We start from the raw sequence: 18,020 nt of genomic DNA, 5'->3' as shown, positions 1-18,020 counted from the left end.
AAATCGAAGGCCGCGGTTCAGGCCGCGGCCAGTGCCTGGGTAGTTCGGGTCCGGCGCGGCGCCGCCGGCGTGTCGGTGCCGCCATTTTGCAGCTTGAACACGCTGACGGCGCGCGCCAGGTGCTGCGCCTGTTCCTGCATCGACGCGGCCGCCGCCGCCGCCTGCTCGACGAGCGCGGCATTCTGCTGCGTCGTCTCGTCCATCGCGACGATGGTCTGGCTGACCTGGGCGATGCCGGCGCTTTGCTCGACGCTGGCGGCCGTAATCTCTCCCATGATGTCGGTGACGCGGCGCACGCTTTCGACGACCTCCGCCATCGTCACGCCAGCTTGTTCGACGAGCGTGCTGCCCTCTTTGACTTTATCCACCGAATCGCCGATCAGCAGCTTGATCTCCTTGGCGGCGGCGGCGGAACGTTGCGCCAGGCTGCGCACTTCGGAGGCGACGACGGCGAAACCGCGCCCCTGCTCGCCCGCGCGCGCGGCCTCGACCGCCGCATTCAGCGCGAGGATATTCGTCTGGAAGGCGATACCGTCGATCACGCCGATGATGTCGACGATTTTTTTCGACGACGCCGTGATCGACCCCATCGTCTCGACCACGTGCGAGACGACGGACCCGCCGCGCGCCGCCACTTCGGACGCCTGGGCCGCCAGCATATTGGCCTGGCGCGCATTGTCCGCGTTCTGCTGCACGGTGCCGGTCAGCGCGCGCATCGAACTCGACGTCTGGGCCAGGGACATGGCCTGGGATTCCGTGCGCGTCGACAGGTCCTGGTTGCCGCTGGCAATTTCTCCGGACGCGCAGGACATCGATTCGGTACTCGTGCGCACTTCGCCGACGATGCGGATCAAGCTGGCGTTCATGTGGCGCAGCGCTTCCATCATCTGGCCCGCCTCGTCGCGGCTGTCGACCGCGATGTCGCTCGTGAGATCGCCGTCGGCGACGCGGCGCGCGATGTCCACCACCTGCCCCAGCGGTCGGGTGATGCTGCGCGTGGCCAGCCAGGCGACGCCCAGCGACAGCGCCGCCGCGATCGCCGTCAGCGCCAGGATCAGCATTTGCGTGCGCTCTGTGACGGCGGCCGTATTGGCGCCGGCCTGGTGCATCGCGGCGTTTTGCCAGGCGACGAATTTGTCCAGCTGTTCGAAGTAACGCGTCTGCTGCGGGCGCAGCGAGAACATGAACTTGACCATTGCCTCGTCCTTCTTGTCGTCGTCGACGAGCTTGATGAAGGCTGTTTGCGCCGGCAGGAATTTGTTCTGGATGGCGGCCAGCGCCTTCAGGATCGCGGCGGCCTCGGCATCGTTCGTGCTCTGCGCCAGCTTTGCAACCTCGGCGGTGGCGCCGGCGCTGCGCGCTTCCGTGGTCGCCAATTCCTTCTTGATCTGGTCCGGATCGGTCATGATGAGTACGTTGAGCATGCTGCGCGTGGCTTCGCTCACGTCTTCCTTGATGCGGTTGGCCGCCACCGTGTTGGCGTAGCGCACGTTGACCAGGGTGTCCATTTCCTTGTTCAGGCCGGCGATCCTGATATACGAAAGCCCTGCCAGCAGCACCAACAGGGCAATCACGACACCGAACCCGATGGCCAGACGCTGGCCGATACTCATATTTCTAATCATTATTTTGAGTCTCTCGTCCGAAAAAAAGAATGGGCGTGCTAATTTTCCAAATTAAATATAGCACCGATCAATTTGACAAAATTAGAGACTCATAACTATTTCATTGCTGCAATAGCACAATCCCGGAACCCTCTTCCCCGGCCTTCCGAGTGAGAATGCGGGTTTGCTGCGCACCAGGGCAGTGCGGGAGAGTGTTGTGTTTTTGGAACACATGCGTGGCGGATGCGGGGCCGCCAAAAAGAAAAGCCGGCGCAAGGCCGGCTCGTGCGTTCAGGCCGCCTTGGCCTTGTCCGCGGTCAGGCGTTCGTATTTCGCCTGGAGTTCTTCGCGCGTTTCGCGCCATTCGGGATTGAACGGGATGCACGCGACGGGGCATACCTGCTGGCATTGCGGCTCGTCGAAGTGGCCGACGCATTCCGTGCATTTGTGCGGATCGATCTGGTAGAACTCCGCGCCCATGCTGATCGCTTCGTTCGGGCACTCGGGCTCGCACACGTCGCAATTGATGCAGTCGTCGGTAATCAGTAATGCCATGACAGAATCAACCTTACGCTTTCGGGGCGGCGGCCAGCTCGGCGATTTTCTTTTGCAGCCAGCGGTCGACCGAGGGGAACACGAATTTCGACACGTCGCCGCCCAGCATCGCGATCTCGCGCACGATGGTGCCGGAGATGAATTGGTACTGATCGGACGGCGTCAGGAACAGGGTTTCGACGTCGGGCAGCAGATAGCGGTTCATGCCCGCCATCTGGAACTCGTATTCGAAATCGGACACGGCGCGCAGGCCGCGCACGATCACCCGTGCGTCGTGCTGGCGGACGAAATCCTTCAACAGCCCGGAAAAGCTTTCGACCTTCACGTTCGGATAATGGCCCAGCACTTCGTTGGCGATTTCCAGGCGCTCGGCGAGCGAGAAGAAGGGACGCTTGTTCTTGCTGTCGGCAACCCCGACCACCAGGGTGTCGAACAGTCCCGATGCGCGACGCACCAAATCCTCGTGGCCGCGGGTGAGCGGATCGAACGTACCTGGATAAACGGCTACAACCATTGCGGCTCCCTGGAGAATGCACCTGAATAGACGCGCATTATGCCTGAAATTTCGGCAGCCGCCCCGAGGTGGTCCTCCATTTGCTTATTTTTTAAGCAGTTTTGCGGGGGGAAGCGGTGTTTTAATGCAACTTCAACAGGTGGTAGTGGACCATGCCGGCCTTGTCGGCGCGCACCAGTTGCCAGGGCTGCAGCCATGCCGGCACGTCGTCGCCGACGTCGGCATCGGCATCGGCCGCATCGTCCGTCGTCGCGAACGGCAGGCGCTCGCCCGACTCCGCATACACGAGGCCGCCTTCGTTCAGCAGCTGCGCGCAGAGCGGCAGGGCCTGGACGAGGAAATCTTGCTGGTAGGGCGGATCGAGGAAGATCACGTCGAAGCGCTGGCCGCGCTGGACGAAGTCGCGCGCCGCGGCGAGGGCGTCGGCGCGCAGGATGCGGACGTTGTCCGCCTTGAGCTTGTCCTTGATCAGTTCGAGCTGGCGCACGACGGGGCCGACGGCGTCGATCATCGTGACGGCGCGCGCGCCGCGGCTTGCCGCCTCGAAACCGAGGGCGCCGCTGCCGGCGAACAGGTCGAGGCAGTCGGCACGGTCCCAGTCGCCCGCCATCTGGTGGTTGATCCAGTTGAAGACGGTCTCACGGACACGGTCGGGCGTGGGACGCAGGCCGAGGGCGTCGAGGACGGGAAGCGGGGTGCGTTTCCAGGTGCCGCCGATGATGCGGACTTGTTGCGGCGGGCCCGGACGGCGGGCGTGGGAGGGGGCGGACTTCTTTTTTTGCATGGGCGGGAATATAGCATGCAGCCGTCCGTCCTACCGCTCGGTCGCAAGGGTATTGAAATCGTCGATCCACCCCTGCATGCGTTTCTGCGCATGGGCTCTCTGATCCGGCGTCGTGATGCGGATCGCCGTCAGGATGAATGTCGACGTGCTGTCGATATAGGCGTCGAAGAAGGCCTTGCGGTCCGGCGCGTCCATGCGGTCGAAGAAGTCGCGCAGGAGGCTGTGGATCGCCGCCATCGTCTGTTCCTTGTTCAACTTGTCCCGGTGGATGCGCTGCAGCAGCGCGACGATTTTCTTCTGGCGCATCACGCGTTCCTGCAGCCAGATCTCGTTGTCGAGCGGGCGCGCGTCGGACGCCTTGCGCAGGGCCGTTTCCTGGTCGCGGCTGAAACTGCCGAACCACAGTTCCAGCTGCTGCATCGCCTTTTTATAACGGGCTTCGTGCTGGTCGTCGAGACTGCCGCTCATGAATTTCCTGCGGAAGTCCGCATTGTTCTTGGCGAATTTTTTTTCCATCTGGGCGATCTGGTCCGGCTTGATCGACATCGCCAGGTCGGCCAGTTGCGGTAACGCCTTGAAGGCCAGCAGCTCCGTCCTCGCCTTGATGTCGCGGTAGTCGGACAGCAGTTCGTCCTGGGTCACGTTGCCGTCGCCGAGCTGGCGCTGCATCTTGGCCATCAGGCCCGCGTAATCGCGCAGCTGCGTCGTGCGGTGCCACTGGAACAGGTTGTCGATGTCTTTCTTGACCCAGTCGGATTGGTCGCTGTCGAGATCGAGATAAGCGTTGAGCCACCAGTACAGCAGCGTGTCGCCGTGGTTGTAGGTGAAGCGGACCGCGCTGCAGGCGCTCAGCAGTGCGATGAGGGCAATCACGAGCATCAGACGTGCCCGCTGGAACCCGTTATGGGGCGTGTTAAACTTTTTCATCTTTTTTAACTCGTTTGAGAACGGCTTATGAACGTAGTCATCCTCGCCGCCGGCATGGGAAAGCGCATGCAATCCGCACTGCCGAAGGTCTTGCATCCTTTGGCAGGCAAGCCGCTATTGCAGCATGTTATCAGTACGGCACGCAGCCTGAACCCGAGTAAATTATGCGTGATTTATGGGCACGGCGGCGCAGCGGTGCCGAGTGCGGTTCAGGCCTGGTCGGCGGAGGGCGGCGTCGCGCTCGATACCGCCCTGCAGGAACCGCAGCTGGGCACCGGTCACGCCGTGATGCAGGCCCTGCCGCAAATCGACGAGAACGCCCCGACGCTCGTCCTGTACGGCGACGTGCCGCTGACGACGGTCGCTTCGCTGCGCCGCCTGGTCGAGGCCGCCGGCGACGACAAGCTGGCCATCCTGACCGTCGAGCAGGACAATCCCTTCGGCCTGGGCCGCATTGTCCGCGAAAACGGCCAGATCGTGCGCATCGTGGAAGAAAAGGATGCCAACGAGTTCGAACGGGCCATCAAGGAAATCAACAGCGGCATCATGGTGATCCCGACCCGCTTCCTGACGGGCTGGCTCGGCGGGCTGAAGAACAATAATGCCCAGGGCGAGTACTACCTGACCGACATCGTGGCCCAGGCCGTGGCGGCGGGCGTGCCCGTCGTGTCGGCGCAGCCGTCGGCCGAATGGGAAGTGGCGGGCGTGAACAGCAAGGTGCAGTTGGCCGAGCTCGAGCGCCGTCACCAGCTGAACATCGCCATCGCCCTGCTCGAAAAGGGCGTGACGCTGATGGATCCGGCGCGCATCGACGTGCGCGGCGAACTCGTCTGCGGACGCGACGTCACCATCGACGTCGGCTGCGTGTTCGAAGGCCGCGTGGAACTGGGCGACGGCGTGACGGTCGGCGCCAACAGCGTGCTCGTGAACGCGACCGTCGCGGCGGGCGCACAGATCAAGCCGTTCTGCCACCTGGAAGGCGCCGTCGTGGGCGAAAAATCGGTGATCGGCCCGTACGCGCGCCTGCGCCCGGGCACCGAGCTGGGCGAGGACGTCCACGTGGGCAACTTCGTCGAGATCAAGAACAGCAAGGTCGCCGCGCACAGCAAGGCGAACCACCTGGCCTATGTGGGCGATGCCGACGTCGGTTCGCGCGTCAACATCGGCGCCGGCACGATCACGTGCAATTACGACGGCGCCAATAAATTTCGCACGGTCATCGAGGACGAGGCATTCATCGGCAGCGACAGCCAACTGGTGGCCCCGGTCACGGTCGGCAAGGGCGCGACGATCGGCGCCGGCACCACGCTGACCAAGGATGCCCCGGCCGGCAAGCTGACGATTTCGCGTCCCAAGCAACTGACCATCGAAGGTTGGAAGCGCCCGGTCAAGGTCAAGAAGTAAGACCTGTCCACGCGCTTTCCACCGCATGTTCACAGGCAGTCCACGGCAAACCCACAGGGTAATCACAGCCTGATCCACTGCCTGTGCACAGGGATGTCAACCGTCTATCCACAAGATCGTCCACAAAGTCATCCACAGGTTCGCCGCGTGCTTTACACGCGCCTGATCGTTTCAGAAACGCGGTGAAATCCGCTTGTGGCGGGAGATGAGGCCGTGTTTCGTCCCATGCACCTCGAATGAGTGCACAGAGTTATCCACAGGCTGTCAGATCGCGATACGGGTTTCGAACTTGCTGCGGAACGTCGAAAAATACGCTTTCACGTTGCGCACATTGCTGTGCGTGGTGAACAGGCGGTGCGCCAGGGCGTGATAGGCCGGCATGTCGGCCACTTGCACGATGAGCACGAAATCCGGCCCGGGCGACACCCGGTAGCACTGCAGCACGGCCGCCTCGTCGGCCACCACGCGTTCGAATTCCGCCATGCGGTCGGCCGCCTGCACGTCCAGCGTGATCTCGACGATGGCGGACAGGCGCGCCCCCACCTTGTCCGGCGCCACGATCGCGACTTGCCGCTCGATAACACCATTTTCCGTGAGCTGCTTGACGCGGCGCAGGCAAGTCGGCGGCGACACGTGTACCAATTCCGCCAACTCCGCATTGGTCTGCGCAGCGTCAACCTGCAGGATATTCAGGATGCGACGATCCACATCGTCCAGGATTGGGGCGTCTGATGGCATATTAGTAAAATATTTCGAGAAAAATGAAAGGATATTTCATCTAGAAAGCTCTGTGAAATAATCTATCAAAATTAAATGCACTTAGAAAGCTTATTTCATGTGGTCTGCTCTACAGTGCCTGCATCAACCAATTTCGGAGGTTTCCCATGTGTGGCATCGTCGGAGCAGTCGCCCAGCGCAACATCACCCCTGTTCTCATCGAAGGACTGAAGCGCCTTGAATACCGCGGCTACGACTCCTGCGGCGTGGCGCTGCACGTGGATGGCCGCCTGCAGCGTTCGCGCAGCACGTCGCGCGTGGCCGACCTGGAAACCCAGATCCAGGAAACCCATCTGCAAGGTTTTACGGGCATCGCCCACACCCGCTGGGCGACGCACGGCGCACCGGCCACCAAGAACGCCCACCCGCACTTCTCGCCGAACAGCGACGACGCGCGCATCGCCCTCGTCCACAACGGCATCATCGAAAACCACGATGAGCTGCGCGCCGAACTGACCGGCCTGGGCTATGTGTTCCAGAGCCAGACCGACACGGAAGTCATCGCCCACCTGATCGACCACATGTACAACGGCGACCTGTTCGACACCGTGCAGCAGGCCGTCAAGCGCCTGCACGGCGCGTACGCGATCGCCGTGTTCTGCCGCGAAGAGCCGCATCGCGTCGTGGCCGCGCGCCAGGGCTCGCCGCTGATCGTCGGCCTGGGCAAGGGCGAGAATTTCGTCGCCTCCGACGCGATGGCGCTGGCCGGCACGACCGACCAGATCATCTACCTGGAAGAAGGCGACGTGGTCGACCTGCAACTGGCCCGCTACTGGATCGTCGACGCGGAAGGCCGCCCGGCCGAGCGCGAGGTCAAGACCGTGCACGCGCACACGGGCGCGGCCGAGCTCGGCCCGTACCGCCACTACATGCAGAAGGAAATCTTCGAGCAGCCGCGCGTCGTCGGCGACACCTTGGAAGGCGTGACGGGCATCATGCCGGAACTGTTCGGCGACCAGGCGTTCCGCGTGTTCAAGGAAATCGACCGCGTGCTGATCCTGGCCTGCGGCACCAGCTATTACGCGGGCCTCACGGCGAAATACTGGATCGAGTCGGTGGCCAAGGTGCCGGTGAACGTCGAAATCGCCAGCGAATACCGCTACCGCGACAGCGTCCCGCACCCGAGCACCCTCGTCGTGACGATCTCGCAGTCGGGCGAAACGGCCGACACGCTGGCCGCGCTGAAGCACGCGCGCAGCCTCGGCATGACGAACACACTGACGATCTGCAACGTCTCCACCAGCGCCATGGTCCGCGAGTGCAAGCTGGCCTACATCACCCGCGCCGGCGTCGAAGTGGGCGTCGCGTCGACGAAGGCCTTCACCACGCAGCTGGCCGCGCTGTTCCTGCTGACCCTGACGCTGGCCCAGGTCAACGGCCGCCTGAGCGACGAGCAGGAAGCGAACTACCTGAAACAGATGCGCCACCTGCCGGTCGCGCTGTCGTCCGTGCTGGCGCTGGAGCCGCAGGTGATCGCGTGGGCCGACGAATTCGCCCGCAAGGAAAACGCCCTGTTCCTGGGCCGCGGCATCCACTACCCGATCGCCCTGGAAGGCGCGCTGAAGCTGAAGGAAATCTCGTACATCCACGCCGAAGCCTACCCGGCCGGGGAACTCAAGCACGGCCCGCTGGCGCTGGTGACGGAAGAGATGCCGGTGGTGACGATCGCCCCGAACGACGCCCTGCTGGAAAAGCTGAAGTCGAACATGCAGGAAGTGCGCGCCCGCGGCGGCCAACTGTACGTGTTCGCCGACGTCGACACCCAGATCACGTCGAGCGAAGGCCTGCACGTGATCCGCCTGCCGGAACACTACGGCCTGCTGTCGCCGATCCTGCACGTGGCGGCGCTGCAGTTGCTGGCGTATCACACGGCGCTGGCGCGCGGGACGGATGTGGATAAGCCGAGGAATTTGGCGAAGTCGGTGACGGTTGAATAACTGCGCGCTGGAACATTGTGTCGGTGTAGGCGGGAAATAGAAGCGTGCGTTTTTTGCTACGTAAAAGCGTCCGTTTCGGGGGGCAGACCTCCCCCGAAACCCGCGTCATGCTTGGTCAGAAACGCTTTTATTTACCGCGACATTAGGACGCGCCAGACTGCAGCCTGGAGCAATACCTCCGACTGTTTTCGCTTAGGCAAGACGGCTTCGTGGCGTCGCATCCTGGCGCAAATATCGTGTTTTCGAGCTGGCAAGCACTTCGCATCTGACGAGTGCATCCCCACCTCAACCCTTCGCCGACTCGCGATGGCCCGTTCCGCCCGGATTTTACCTCGCGGCAGTATCCGTCAAACAATCCGTGAGATTGCTTGGCAGCAGCTGAGACTGACTATCGAGTCTTCTCGGGCGTTCACCATTCCGCAGTGCTTTTCGAATCATCTAGGGTGGCTCGCTCTCCAATTCGGACCTGAAGTCCGACGACTGCACAGTAAACGAGCAACTGTTTGAAGCTCAGTTCATCTGCATGCTTTTCTAGATAAGAGATGCGGTTTTGACTCAAGTTGAGGCGCGACCCAACTTGGGCTTATGTGAGCTTGCGACCCTTGCGCGCTGAAACCAGCAACTGCCCCAAATGAGCCGCAGTGAGAACCGTAACCGATGGCGGAGTAGAAGACATCAGAGGATCCGTTATGCAGATATTCTGATTTTGCTGAATAACGGATAAAGCTGAAACAGCTGATATACGGCTTTTGGGCTCGTTCGTATTTGATTTCGGCTTCTACTTTCGTTCTTCCAGATGACTGCATTGATGTAAAGTTCCAAAAGTTACCGGCGGTCACGCAATGAAGAAGAACCCGACTAAGCAGCCCCATGATGACTGACTACCTCGACCTTGAACGACGTTTTGGACTCTTGACCAAGTATTCGGTCGAGGAACTTCTGGCCCTGAATATCATGGGCCGCAAACATCTAGGCTGGGAGCAACTTCTCACCGGACGCTTTTCCCTTGTCACAGCTCGTGCAAACTTCGGCAAAACAATGGAACTGCGAGCTTGCGCGCAGCGTCTTCGTGACGAAGGGAAGCATGCTGTGTTCGTTGCCCTTCACCGGCTTCTCGAAGAGCCCGAATTTCAAATCGCTCTTGAAGCGACCGAGGCTAAAGCGTTCGGAGAATGGGAGGCTGCGGCCACCGAGCGACTGCACCTGTTCGTTGATTCGCTGGACGAGGCGGCACTTGGTCGGGAGGCGGGGCTTCAATCTGCACTTCGTAGGGTGTCCAGGGCAGTTGGACGTGCTGGCGCAGATGTCAGTTGGATTCTCTCGTCGCGCCCCGCCACTCTCACGCCGTCTGTTCTTGAGGTTATTCAAGCAGAGCTTTGTACAACGCTCTATGTGGGCGACGCGAAGGACGAGTCGCCCGACGACACGTTAGAAGAAGTGAATGCCACTGATGTGCCAAGCGCGGGATTCTCCGCGTTCGAGGCCGGCAGCACCGTCAAAGCGATGGCCGTCCCGAAGGAGCACTTGAAGGTCTTCAGGTTGCTTCCTCTGTCAAGCAAGGCCGCCAGGCTGTACCTCGAGAGTCGCCATGATGTCGCTGACGGCAGGGCATTGCTGGATGCAGCGCGACATTTCGGCCTAAATGACCTCGCGGATGGCCCGGGAAGTCTCGACGTATTGTCTTACGTCGACCCATTGTCCAATCCGCCTAGCGACCTAAGCTCCGTCTTTGAGCGGATGGTTGCTGGTGTTCAGGCTCAGCAGCGCTCTGACCACCGCGAGTCGCTGGTTGGACGCCCCTCCCCGGAGAGCTTGGACGAGGCTGTGGCGAAGCTCGCGGCAGCTTCTGCAGTTTGTCAGTTGCCAAACATGGAGTTGGCCGCGGGTGCTCTCAAGGTGCGGGATGGCGTATTGTCGTGCCGGCCGCTCGTAGGCTCCTTGCTTTCTGAGAGTTCATTGACGTATCTGCTTGGCTCGAGGCTGTTCATCGACTCAGGACAGCATCAGGTCAAGCTGTATCCTGAGCAACTTCTCCCCTACCTAGCCGCGAAGCGTCTCTCATCACTGGTTCACTCTCCCGAAGACGCGCGCAGACTTATTGCTGCGCTGTCTTGGCGAGCGGCGACGGGTGAGTGTGGAGTACATAGGGCTTACCTGAGTGTCGCCGGCTGGCTGGCCACATTCAACGTCCACTGCAGGTTGGAGTTATTGGAAGTTGAACCGCAGGCCGTTGCATTCTTTGGTGACCTGCGGAGTACGCAGGTTCCGTTGGCTGATGCGAGTGCAGCGTTGAAGCGTAGCTTGGTGCGGCTAAGCACTCTCGGCGACACGCTCGGACGGAACCAGTTCACCCTGACGGCGGAGAACTACTGGCAAGCCGCGAAGCCCGGAATTGAACCTACGCTTCTGGAGACCTACAGCAGCGTTGGCTCCGACTGGCACGCGCGCACCGCACTTCTCGATATTGCTACCCACGCTCGTCTCGACGTCTTGCGCGACAAGGTTCTGTCCGAACATGGCAACGATTATACGAAGCTGCTAGGGAATTCAGCTGAGCTCGTGTATTTGATGTCGCTCGAACGAGATGACGATGCTCAGGCACTCGCTGATGCAGCGAAGGTGAGTCCGCGTCTTGAAGAACGGACGCTTCGCCTTCTTCTTAGCGAGCTCGCGTGGAAAAAATTTGATGCTACGACGATTGCTGAACTGACAAGCAAGCAGTACATGCGCAAGGGCGGCGGTTTCAACCTCAGTTGGACTCTTAAGCACGACGTCGCAGACTCTGCAAGCCCTGAGCAACTCGCGGCGCTGACCGAGGAGTTGTTGTTCTATATGGTGAAGCACTATGAAGTGAAGCGTGACGAGCACAGCGAGCGGTATGATAATTTCGCGGAGGTTGTTCAAGAGTTAATTGCGCTCGTTGTTCAAGCCGAGAACCTCCCTGTCGAACGCAGAACCCAGCTGTGCCTGACGTATTACGAGGCGCACGGCAGGCTCCACTTCGGACGTTTCGACCAGCCTGAGCTCCATGCCGCGTTGAAGCTGTCCGACTCTGTTCGCCAGAACCTACTTCGAAGGGTTATCGCTCAAAGTGACCGAACTTCTGACGGAATCTGGAGGACATTTGTCTCCTACGGGCTGTACTGGCCTTGGGAAGACCGCGATGTTGAAGCGCTTGCCGAGCCTGGGTTCACCGAACTGGTGACCACGCTCAAGGAAAACGCTGCTGCGCAAAAGCCGGCTGCTCGCCCTCAGAAAGCGAAGCGAGACAAGCTGGAACTGGACGAACATTCAAAGGTCGCACTGTTGACTCAAGTTGATAGCGTGAAAGACGGTTCGAACACGAATGCACTTGCCGGGATTGCCCGATGGCTTAGCCAGACAACTAACAACTCGCGCTACGGCGAGTGCGACTTCTCGGCGTTCGAGACGGCGGCGGGTCCTGTACTTGCGAGCGCTGCGCGCGCCGGACTTAGCGCCATCTGGCGTAAGCGCGCGCCCGAATTTAATGAGGCCGAGCGTAACACCACGTACTACGTCACAGTCGCAGGCCTCCAGGGACTTCATCTCGACCTCGGGGACGGAGCCAAGCTTCCGGCGCTGTCCGACGCCGAGGTTAAGCAAGCCCTCTTCTACGGTCGATTTGAACTAAACGGCTACCCTAAGTGGTTCTGGCCGGTCGTGCGTGCGCATGAGGCGGTAGCGCTAGAGGAATTCCGCGAAGTCTTGGCTGCAGCAGATGCCGGCGCGGTTTCGGCCGACAAGGCGGCCACACTGATTCGACACCTCCCTGACGCGCCTTTAGCCGTTCAGTACGGTCTAGGCGGCGCGGCGTGGACGTTCGCGACAGGCTCTGCCAGCGTCGATTCCTATGCCCTTGAAGGTGCCCTGACCTGTGCAGTGGGCGACGGCGGGAGTGTCGACAAAAACACTTTCGAGGGCGAAGCTTGGTCGCGCATATGCGCCGCGTTCCAAGCCCCCCTGCCTACCTTGGCGGCGCTTACCCTGCCGGAGAATGCCGACCAACAGGCCCGCATCCATGAGATGACGCGCCTACGCTCAAACGCGGTTGTATGGGGCCTGTTCTGGCTGTTGCACTACCCATCTGCCTTCAGCGCGCGGTGGGAACGCTGGCGTACATCCGAACAGCGCGCAGCGGAGGAGTTCATGTTCGACTTGGCCGCTTACATCGGCGAGGACCGACAAAGCCGCTTGAGAGCTGCAGCGGAGAGGGGCATGGAAGGACTGAAGGTACTCTCAGCCCTCTATCAGTGGGTAGTGTCCGTCGTTCGCGAATCCGAGGACCTTGCTCACGAAGATGGGGTGGCGTATCACGTCGGCGCTCGAGACAACGCTCAGCGTCTTCGCGACTCACTTCTACCCGCGATTTCGAGTGTCAAGTCTCAAGCAGCCTATGAGGTGCTGGATGAACTTCGAAGGAAGGCCACTGGCCCACATGCGAAGTACATCCAACGCTTGCAATTTCAGATGCGTGAGGAGGAAGGGTATGTTGCTCCAGTCGCGCAACAGAACTACGCCAAGTTCGAGCGCGATTTCTCGCCTCCGATGACTAGCTATGCGCAATTCGCTCAAGCTGTGCACAACGACCTGCTTACGGTGAAACGTGACATCGAGCATGGCGAGTTCAGCCTCCGGAGATTCTTCAACCAGGTGGTCATGGAGCACATCAAAACCGATACTGAAGGCCTGGCCCTCGAGGAAGACTTTCAAGCACTGCTCGGAAGTGAGCTAAACCATGCTAGCAGCGGCCGTTATGGCGTGACGCTCGAGCCAATCCTTCCGGCGGCAACCCGGCGCGATGTACTGTGTCAGGTCGGTGAGATTCGGGCCACAGTTGAACTCAAGATGTCCGAGCGTTGGACGGTGGCCGACTACCTTGTGGCCTTGTCGGAGCAGCTGACGGGACAGTACATGCAAGCCTCGGACTCGAAGATTGGCTTTTTCGTCGTTGTGCTCCAGCGTCAGCGGAAGTGGAACAACCCGACGGGCGGAGAAGTTGACTTTGCAGGACTAATTCGCCTCCTCGAAGCGAAGGCCTTGGAGCTGCAAGCCGCGGACCCAGCGCTCTTCTTGCGTATCGTCGGCATCAACGCCGCGCCCCAAGTCGATTTCCGAGAGTCGATGGTAGCAACGAAGGCCGCCATCAATGGGCCGGCCAAGTATGCAGATGAGTTCGGCAACACTTGGTCCGGGAAAGGTCGTCGACCAAAGTGGCTGAGCGATGCTCTTGTCACGGGGAAGACACTTGCAGACTTTGACGTTGGTCAGCCTACAGCTTGAACCGCATTTTGCTTTTCGCATGGCACAGTACGTGATTGGTATCGCTGGTTACGGCTGCGGTCGAAGCCTTTCCGCGTGGTATCAACAAGTATCATCAATCCTGAGAAGTTTCAAATCCGCTGATACTTCTTGATACCACGACCAGTATTGCTCACACGTGGTCGTCATCCTACTCGTACGCAAACTGTTCCTTCGTGCCGTTCTATCCATTGTTGTCCCGACACAATACAGGACGCGGGGAAAAAATGCAGCTTGCGGGATTGCTGGCTTGGCGTGTTCGGGAGCTGGCTCGTCATGTCTCTTCTTACGCCTGCGTCCATTGGCAAGCAGGGTTCGAGATTGTAGCGGCCCGGCGGAGTATTCGTGAAGTACGCTCCAGTTTCAGACGGTGGCCGTTGGGCGAGGGAGCCACGACTTCGAATGTCTCATACGATCCGGTCATTGTAAGTATCACTTGACAGTACTCCACTTCATCACTAACATGAAATTTCAGGTATCGGAAGTTTGGGCGTATCCCGCTACAACTTCAGAGTTGGGTTGTGTTTGCAGATCGACAGGAGTGTTCCATGGATCTTTCGGAAGAAAATATTGCGCCTAGCGAGCGTGGTGGTCAGCTTATAAAGTGGCGCCGATCGCTTGAGTGGAGCGTCGGCGATACCGCAAAACTACTGGACGTGACCGAGCGCACGATTGCACTGTGGGAGAGTAACCGTCAAGCTATGCCGGATGTACGTTGGCGTTTGTTGATGCACGAGGTGCGTGCAGAGATAGCGCGCATTGAAAGCGACAAGAGTAGCCGCGAGCTGGTTGTCATCGTCAGCGAAGACCAGGCGCCGTTGGATGTCGTTTCCAGTGAAAACTACGCTGGTTATGTTATATCAGACGACGGGCGCATGGGCTTAGTAGCGTCATACAGTGTAAATCGTCAGACCCATGCGCCGGCGGTGCACCGCCAGCGTTTCCCGGTTGGCCCGAATAAGCACGCAGTGACGGCATTTGAGCGCTGGGAAGAATCTGCCAAAGCCAGAGCTATGAATACCTCTGCATTTCAAATGGAGCGCTGGCTGATGCGTCGCGTGTTGGCTGGAGAGCTAGCAAATCCAAAGCTAACGATGCTGAAGGAGGCAATAAATATAGCTAAGGCTAAGCTCGACGAAGCAAGTGACGCTTCCGAGGACGTGCGGCGCAATTTAATTCGCGATCTGGACGTGGCGATAGCGAATTTAATGGAAGCCATCGCCAAGAAGACTAAAGCCGCTGAATGATCGCCGATGAATACATTTTTAGTTCGTTATTTTGAAGAAGTTGCGGATCCAACTACGGGTACCGTTCATCAAAATCAGCTAGGACAAGCAAGTTACGATGGCATTGTAGAGTTACTATTGCCGCACAAGAGTCGATACGATCACCTGTACCTGACGATCCAGTTTTTAGGCAATCAGACTCAGCGTTGGCGTGTAGAGTCAGTTTCTATATCCTCTGGTTCGGCAAATACGCCTGCAGTGTGTAACATCAACCTCAAGAAGCGTAACGGGCCTGTTGAGACTTATTTAAATACTACGCTATCGGGAGGGGAAAAAATCGGGTCTTTGCTGCAGTTTGGTACGATGGTTGAAGTTGACTACGGATTCATACCGGCAATAGCTAAACACGATAGCAATTCACTTCTCAGTAATACGAACACTGATGCACTACTCAGTGGCGAATTACACAAACGTCGTCTAGCTTTGGTTGTGCGAGCCAGTAAGGAGACTGTGCAGGTCGTTCCGGTTACTTCGGATGCGCCCGATCCGGGGGATAAAATGTGCTTTGAGATCGATCCGAATAGTTTAAAAAACCTAAGTAGGTACTCAACCTCAGGAAAGCGTAGTTGGGCTCTCTGTGGCATGGTTGACTCTGTGTCACCATCCCGGATCCTGCCTCCTGAAACGTTTAGCCCGAAAGGCGGCACCGGCCGACTTGCTACATACCGAGAAAGATTGCCAAAGCAAGAGAGGGTTTTTATGCGCGGTTCGCTTGCTCATCTTGCTGGAATTACAAATTTTGAAGAGCTTCGTGACGCGTATAAGGAGCTGAAAGAAGTACAACTGCGAGAAAAAAGGAAACAAAAGGCACCTCCAGTTGTGGAGACAGAACAAGAAATCGCGAGAAGGACCGCTCTACATGAGGTAGCGTCTCATCTGGCAAAAACTGCACAGATTGATCTTGAGCAACTTGTGCAGGAGCAAATGAAATTCAACGAGGACATGGCCGCTGAGCTTGCTGAACAGCCTGCTCAGTAAAGAGACGGTTGCTTAAATTTGAGTAAGGGTATAGAATGGATTCTGGTGAGGATGTGCTGGAGCAGTACCGGCCCCTCGCGACGCTGATGCGGTCTATACGGCTTCACAGCTTTACTGTAGATACAAAAGTTTTGAAAAAACCGCCTTGTGGCGGTTTTTTTTTTGTGGGTGCGCCCGGCAGGGCGCACCTACTTGGAGGTGAAAGTCCTCTACTCGCCCGACAAGGGGAAGAGTTAGCTGAACGGCAAGGGTGTCGCGGGCGACTGCGAATCTGAAGGAAGCCGAAGGCAAAACGCTGGTCTGACGAACAGGAAGCGGATATGAGGCGGCGCAGCCGGGTGAGGTGTCCATTATCGCCAAAGCCCAATACTTGTCCGGAAGGCTGCGACGTAGATCCGACAGGCATAAGCGGGAAGGTAGGTGCGCAATACCCGGGGAGATCTAAAGTGGACCCGTCAGTCAAGACACTCAGCCAGCGAGTTTAAGCGGTGTCCATTGCCACTCCAGCAGCTGCCCGGCGCTGCCCCGTACTGTCGTCTTCTTCCCGTTCCGGGGCCGCGCTGTCGAACCTGTCGATGATCAGCGCACCGCCTCCGACGCCGGCCCGGTAGACATGGTCCGGCGTCTCGTAGCCCAACGTCTGATGCGGCCTCACGGCGTTGTAGAACGCGAAGTACTGCGCCAGACCGACCGTCAGCTCGGCCATGTTGGCGTAGCCCTTCAGGTACACGTCCTCGTACTTCACGTTGCGCCACAAACGCTCGACGAAGATGTTGTCCAGTGCCCGACCGCGCCCGTCCATGCTGATCGCCACGCCTTCGCGTTTGAGCACGCCGGTGAACGCGTCGCTGGTGAACCCTGGTCGCTGTTGAAACCTCCGGCCCGCCGTGGTGACGCAAGGCGTCTTCCAGGCAGTCCACGCAGAACGACGCGTCCATGCTGTTGCTGACGCGCCAGGCCAGCACGCGGCGCGAATACCGGTGCTGTCGAATATCCTGCTGACCGATCTCGACCGTGAATTGGAGCACAGGAGGCACAAGTTCTGTCGTTACGCCGACGACTGCAACATCTATGTCGGGAGCGAAAAGGCGGGATGGCGTGCGATGGCAACGACCACTGACTATCTGGAGCGAAAGCTCAAGCTGCGAGTGAATCGAGAGAAAAGTGCCGTCGCACGGCCTTGGCACAGGAAGTTCCTTGGCTACAGTTTTACGTGGCACAAGCTGGTACGCCTAAAGATCGCGGAGAGCAGTATCGAGCGACTCAAGGGCAGGGTACGGGAAATCGTCGTCGGGAATGCCTCGCGCAACCTCGGAGCTACGATCAACGAACTGAACCCGGCGCTACGTGGCTGGACGTCGTACTTCCGTTTGACCGAGGTAAAAGGTGTACTGCAAGACTTGGATGGGTGGATACGTCGCAAGCTGCGGTGTTTGTTATGGCGTCAATGGAAGCATCCAGCGGCCCGGAACCGACGCTTGCAGGAACGAGGGCTGGACGCGCATCGGGCGTGGAAATCGGCAAGTAATGGACGAGGCCCATGGTGGAACGCCGGCGCACGCCACATGCTTGATGCGTATCCGAAGCGCTTCTTCGACGTCCTGGGTTTGGTCTCGCTGTCGGACACCCAACAGCGCTTCCAGTGTGTTTGATGAAACGCCGTATGCGGAACCGCACGTACGGTGGTGTGAGAGGGCGGCGGGGGTAACTCCGTCCCCTACTCGATTGCGTTCAGCATGGGCGTCCCATCCCTACTGTGCAAGTTCTACCGCGAGCTAACCAGTGTAAGCGTTGTCCTGCGTCGTCTTGAGCTCTTGAGCTTAAGCAGGAAGCGAGATGATGCTTGCCACCCCACTGGGAAGCTGCGTTCAGCCAGCCTGGCCGTTCCGAGCAGCCCATACATTGCGGCAGCGCATTCGCTACCGTCGTCAGCAT

At 59.3% G+C, this 18,020-nt stretch carries 12 protein-coding genes and 1 pseudogene; 6 read left to right on the top strand and 7 right to left on the bottom strand.

Features of this window, described 5'->3' with window-relative positions; translation table 11 throughout:
* Positions 1-17: 17 nt before the first annotated feature.
* From ISF28_RS18255 to ISF28_RS18235, 5 genes are all read right to left on the bottom strand, one after another.
* The gene (locus tag ISF28_RS18255) at positions 18-1,613 is read right to left on the bottom strand and encodes a methyl-accepting chemotaxis protein (protein ID WP_229519182.1); all 1,596 of its coding nucleotides are present in this window, start codon (positions 1,611-1,613) and stop codon (positions 18-20) included.
* Positions 1,614-1,895: 282 nt separating this feature from the next.
* Entirely contained in the window at positions 1,896-2,159 is a 264-nt protein-coding gene (locus ISF28_RS18250; RefSeq protein WP_166857327.1) for a YfhL family 4Fe-4S dicluster ferredoxin, read from the bottom strand.
* A 13-nt stretch (positions 2,160-2,172) separates the two neighbouring features.
* Positions 2,173-2,673, bottom strand: a complete 501-nt coding sequence (gene coaD, locus ISF28_RS18245; protein WP_105378666.1) for a pantetheine-phosphate adenylyltransferase — start codon at positions 2,671-2,673, stop codon at positions 2,173-2,175.
* Between the two features lie 121 nt (positions 2,674-2,794).
* Positions 2,795-3,457 carry a 16S rRNA (guanine(966)-N(2))-methyltransferase RsmD gene (rsmD, locus tag ISF28_RS18240; protein WP_198118598.1) on the bottom strand — a complete coding sequence of 221 codons (663 nt, stop codon included), beginning with the start codon at positions 3,455-3,457 and terminating at the stop codon, positions 2,795-2,797.
* Positions 3,458-3,487: 30 nt separating this feature from the next.
* Positions 3,488-4,384, bottom strand: coding sequence for a DUF6279 family lipoprotein (locus ISF28_RS18235; RefSeq protein WP_198118597.1), 897 nt, complete (start codon positions 4,382-4,384; stop codon positions 3,488-3,490).
* A 27-nt stretch (positions 4,385-4,411) separates the two neighbouring features.
* On the opposite strand from ISF28_RS18235, the gene glmU reads away from it, so the two are divergent.
* Positions 4,412-5,788 carry a bifunctional UDP-N-acetylglucosamine diphosphorylase/glucosamine-1-phosphate N-acetyltransferase GlmU gene (glmU, locus tag ISF28_RS18230; protein ID WP_198118596.1) on the top strand — a complete coding sequence of 459 codons (1,377 nt, stop codon included), beginning with the start codon at positions 4,412-4,414 and terminating at the stop codon, positions 5,786-5,788.
* A 264-nt stretch (positions 5,789-6,052) separates the two neighbouring features.
* Here the strand turns inward: glmU and ISF28_RS18225 are convergent, their stop codons facing one another.
* Complete coding sequence (locus ISF28_RS18225) at positions 6,053-6,526, bottom strand: Lrp/AsnC family transcriptional regulator (protein WP_198118595.1); 474 nt, start codon at positions 6,524-6,526, stop codon at positions 6,053-6,055.
* A 146-nt stretch (positions 6,527-6,672) separates the two neighbouring features.
* Between ISF28_RS18225 and glmS the strand changes: the two genes are divergently transcribed.
* The 4 genes from glmS (at position 6,673) to ISF28_RS18205 (ending at position 16,085) form a co-directional block, all read left to right on the top strand.
* On the top strand, positions 6,673-8,502 hold the full coding sequence (gene glmS / locus ISF28_RS18220; RefSeq protein WP_198118594.1) for a glutamine--fructose-6-phosphate transaminase (isomerizing): 1,830 nt from the start codon (positions 6,673-6,675) through the stop codon (positions 8,500-8,502).
* A gap of 870 nt (positions 8,503-9,372) precedes the next feature.
* Positions 9,373-13,803, top strand: coding sequence for an H-NS histone family protein (locus ISF28_RS18215; RefSeq protein ID WP_198118663.1), 4,431 nt, complete (start codon positions 9,373-9,375; stop codon positions 13,801-13,803).
* Between the two features lie 566 nt (positions 13,804-14,369).
* Entirely contained in the window at positions 14,370-15,068 is a 699-nt protein-coding gene (locus ISF28_RS18210) for a hypothetical protein (RefSeq protein ID WP_198118662.1), read from the top strand.
* A 6-nt stretch (positions 15,069-15,074) separates the two neighbouring features.
* On the top strand, positions 15,075-16,085 hold the full coding sequence (locus tag ISF28_RS18205; protein ID WP_198118593.1) for a type II toxin-antitoxin system PemK/MazF family toxin: 1,011 nt from the start codon (positions 15,075-15,077) through the stop codon (positions 16,083-16,085).
* Between the two features lie 481 nt (positions 16,086-16,566).
* On the opposite strand, the pseudogene ISF28_RS18200 reads toward ISF28_RS18205, so the two are convergent.
* Positions 16,567-17,062 (bottom strand): annotated as a pseudogene (locus ISF28_RS18200) (integrase core domain-containing protein); the annotation flags it as partial.
* Here ISF28_RS18200 and ISF28_RS18195 point away from each other — a divergent pair.
* Entirely contained in the window at positions 16,973-17,737 is a 765-nt protein-coding gene (locus ISF28_RS18195) for a group II intron maturase-specific domain-containing protein (protein ID WP_198118592.1), read from the top strand. The pseudogene ISF28_RS18200 and the gene ISF28_RS18195 overlap by 90 nt on opposite strands.
* The last annotated feature ends 283 nt before the right edge of the window (positions 17,738-18,020 follow it).

The sequence above is a fragment of the Massilia rhizosphaerae genome (genome assembly GCF_016093545.1).
In the GTDB taxonomy this organism is placed as follows: Bacteria; Pseudomonadota; Gammaproteobacteria; order Burkholderiales; family Burkholderiaceae_D; genus Telluria; species Telluria rhizosphaerae.
The sequence above is the reverse complement of the archived record's forward strand: the minus strand, read 5'-3'. Positions and strand labels throughout refer to the sequence as shown.